This window comes from Acinetobacter pollinis, from assembly GCF_015627175.1.
In the GTDB taxonomy this organism is placed as follows: Bacteria; Pseudomonadota; Gammaproteobacteria; order Pseudomonadales; family Moraxellaceae; genus Acinetobacter; species Acinetobacter pollinis.
The window spans coordinates 1-3,640 of sequence record NZ_VTDQ01000077.1; the positions used below are offsets into that span (position 1 = coordinate 1).

General features: G+C 43.2%; 1 protein-coding gene. It reads left to right on the forward strand.

Features of this window, described 5'->3' with window-relative positions:
• Positions 1 to 3,640: beta strand repeat-containing protein (locus I2F23_RS13655; protein WP_407648037.1), on the forward strand; the 3,640-nt coding region annotated here is incomplete at both ends.

The following is a 3,640-nucleotide window of genomic DNA, read 5'->3' on the forward strand; positions in this document are numbered from 1 at the left end:
ATCTTCAACAGCATCAAGTAATTCGACCATAGCTATAGGTAATACTGCTCAAGCTATTAACACCAGTGCAGTGGCATTGGGTGTTAATTCCCAAGCTAGTGGTACCAAATCTATAGCAATGGGAAGTGACGCACATGCAACATCTGATGCTACTGTCGCACTAGGTAATACGGCTCAAGCAACTGTTGCTCGTGCAATCGCTTTAGGCGGTGCTACTGTTGCTTCTGCAGACAGTGCATCAGCCTTAGGTGTTGGTTCTCAAGCTACTGCAGCCAGTGCAGTAGCCTTGGGTGATCAGGCCAAAGCTAACAGTACTAGAACACTTGCTTTAGGTTATCTTGCGAATATAGATGCTAATTCTGCAAATTCAATTGCTCAAGGTAGTAATAGTGCTGCTACTTATGCTGCCAATGCACTGGCTTTAGGTAATGGTGCAAAAGTAAACGGTGCATCAGGCAGTCTTTCTACAGGGTCTATGGCAATTGGTAATAGTGCAACTGTTGGAGCTGGTGCAACTGATGCAATTGCACAAGGAAGTAGTGCAAATGCAACAGGAGTAAATGGAGTTGCAATAGGAAATTCTGCAAATGCAACTTCGAATAATACTGTCGCAGTAGGCGTAGCTGCAGCAGCAAGTGGTGCTCGCAGTACTGTGGTAGGTGGTAATAGTAAAGCAACTGGTGATGATAGTGTTGTCTTAGGAAATACATCTACAGCAAGTGGTACAACATCTATGGCATTAGGAAAAAATACTACTGCTAGTGCAACAAATTCAATCGCTGTCGGGAATACAGCAAATGTAGATACAAACTCAGCACAAGCAATAGCACAAGGTAATGGTAGTGCTGTGACCTATGCACAAAATGCTCTAGCCTTGGGTAATGGAGCTACAGTCAAAGGAACATCTGATAGTTTGTCTACAAGTTCTATGGCAATTGGTAATAGCGCAAAAGTAGCAGCTGGTGCAACTAATGCTATTGCTCTAGGGTCAAGCTCTAGTGCAAGTGGTGTAAATGCAACAGCTGTTGGTAATAGTGCAACTGCAAGTGCAGATAATACGATTGCTCAAGGGACAAGTGCATCAGCAAGTGCATCGGGTGCAATTGCTCAAGGGGTAAATGCAAATGCATCTGGAAATGCTTCAATTGCATCTGGCTATAATTCAAAAGCTAGTGCTCTTAGATCAAATGCGATTGGTAATAATGCAAATACAGCTTCATCTGATAGTGTTGCATTAGGTACATCTGCAACTATAGATGCTAATTCAGCACAAGCAATAGCACAAGGTAATAGTAGTGCTGTGACCTATGCAGCCAATGCATTGGCATTAGGTAATGGTGCAAAAGTGAACGGTGCATCAGGTAGCCTTTCTACAGGTTCTATGGCATTAGGTACGGGTGCAACGGTTGCAGCAGGGGCAACGAATGCAATTGCACAAGGAACCAGTGCAGCTGCAAATGCAATTAGTTCAATTGCGATAGGCAATACGACCTCAGTTGATGCAAATTCAGCACAGGCAATAGCACAAGGTAATGGAAGTGCTGTGACCTATGCAGCCAATGCATTGGCATTAGGTAATGGTGCAAAAGTAAATGGTGCATCAGGTAATCTAGCTACTGGTTCTATGGCAATTGGTAATAGTGCAACGGTTGCAGCAGGGGCAACGAATGCAATTGCACAAGGAACCAGTGCGGCTGCAAGTGCAGTTAGTACTATCGCTTTAGGTAATTCCACAGTTGCCTCGGCGAGTAAAGCAATTGCTATAGGAGACAGTTCTCAGGCTACATCTGCAGAATCTGTAGCAATAGGCTCAGCAGCAATCGCCAAAGGTGGAAAGGCTGTTTCGATTGGCTCAGGAAATACAGCAAACGGTGATGGTGCTGTTGCAATTGGGGATCCTAACACAGCAACAGGTGCAGGTGCTGTTGCTACAGGTAAAGACAACACAGCAAATGGTGATGGTGCTGTTGCTTTAGGTAATACAAATACAGCAACTGGACAAGGTTCCTTAGCTATAGGTTATACCTCAAAAGCCGATGCTGCTGGGGGAATTGCACTGGGAAATACTGCACATAGTTCTGCTGCAAATGGTGTTGCATTAGGATCTAATTCTACAGCAACAAATGCCAACGATGTTGCATTGGGCTCTAACTCAACAACTGCTAGCGCAGTTGGAACTTCAAGTGTAACTATTGCAGGCACCACATATACGTTTGCAGGTACCAGTCCAAGTAGTACTGTATCAGTAGGAACTTCAGGAAGTGAACGTACTGTTACAAATGTAGCGGCAGGACGAATAAGCTCTACTAGTACAGATGCTATTAATGGAAGCCAACTTTATGCAACAAATCAAGCGGTAGAAACATTAAATACAACTACGAATAAAGGGCTAAGCTTTTCTTCTGACTCTGGATCAGTAGTGAATAAAAAACTGGGTGATACCGTCGCGATTACAGGCGATAAAAATATTACTACAGCAACTACGACAAATGGGATTCAAGTTACTTTAAATCCAAACGTTAGTGTAACCAGCTTAACAGCAGGTAATAGTTTGTTAAACACAAATGGATTAACCATTACAAATGGACCAAGTGTTTTAGCATCAGGAATTAATGCAGCAGGTACTAAGGTTACGAATGTTGCAGCAGGTACAGCAAATACAGATGCGGTCAATGTGAGTCAATTGACTTCAGCAGCAGCAGCCTCAAAAACACAAGTTGCTGCAGGGACGAATGTTGCGAGTGTGAGCCAAACGACCGGAAGTAATGGTCAGGCTATTTATACAGTGAATGCCAATGGGACAACTGCATCAGCAGGATCAAGTGCATTGACTGTGACCAAAGGTACGACAGACAGCAACAACGTAACGGACTATGCGGTTGATCTTGCACAAACAACGAAAGATGATATTTCTGCAGGTAAGCAAGCCAGTACAGATATAGCAAATAAAGGTTTGACTTTCACTGGAGATAACTCCAGTACGACAGGTGTTAAAAAGCTTGGAGAAACATTAGCAATTACTGGTGATAGCAATATTACAACTGCAGCCACAACCGATGGGGTTCAAGTAAAATTAAATCCAAACGTTAGTGTAACCAGCTTAACAGCAGGTAATAGTGTTTTAACGACTGATGGTTTGACAATTAGTAATGGGCCAAGTGTTTTAGCTTCAGGAATTAATGCGGGAAGTAAACAAATTACCAGCGTTGCAGCAGGTACAGCAGATACAGATGCGGTTAATATGAGTCAATTGACTTCAGCAGCAGCAGCCTCAAAAACACAAGTTGCTGCAGGGACGAATGTTGCGAGTGTGAGCCAAACGACTGGAAGTAATGGTCAGGCTATTTATACAGTGAATGCCAATGGGACAACTACATCAGCAGGATCAAGTGCATTGACTGTGACCAAAGGTACGACAGACAGCAACAACGTAACGGACTATGCGGTTGATCTTGCACAAACAACAAAAGATGATATTTCTGCAGGTAAGCAAGCCAGTACAGATATAGCAAATAAAGGTTTGACTTTCACTGGAGATAACTCAAGTACGACAGGTGTTAAAAAGCTTGGAGAAACATTAGCAATTACTGGTGATAGCAATATTACAACTGCAGCCACAACCGATGGGGTTCAAGTAAAA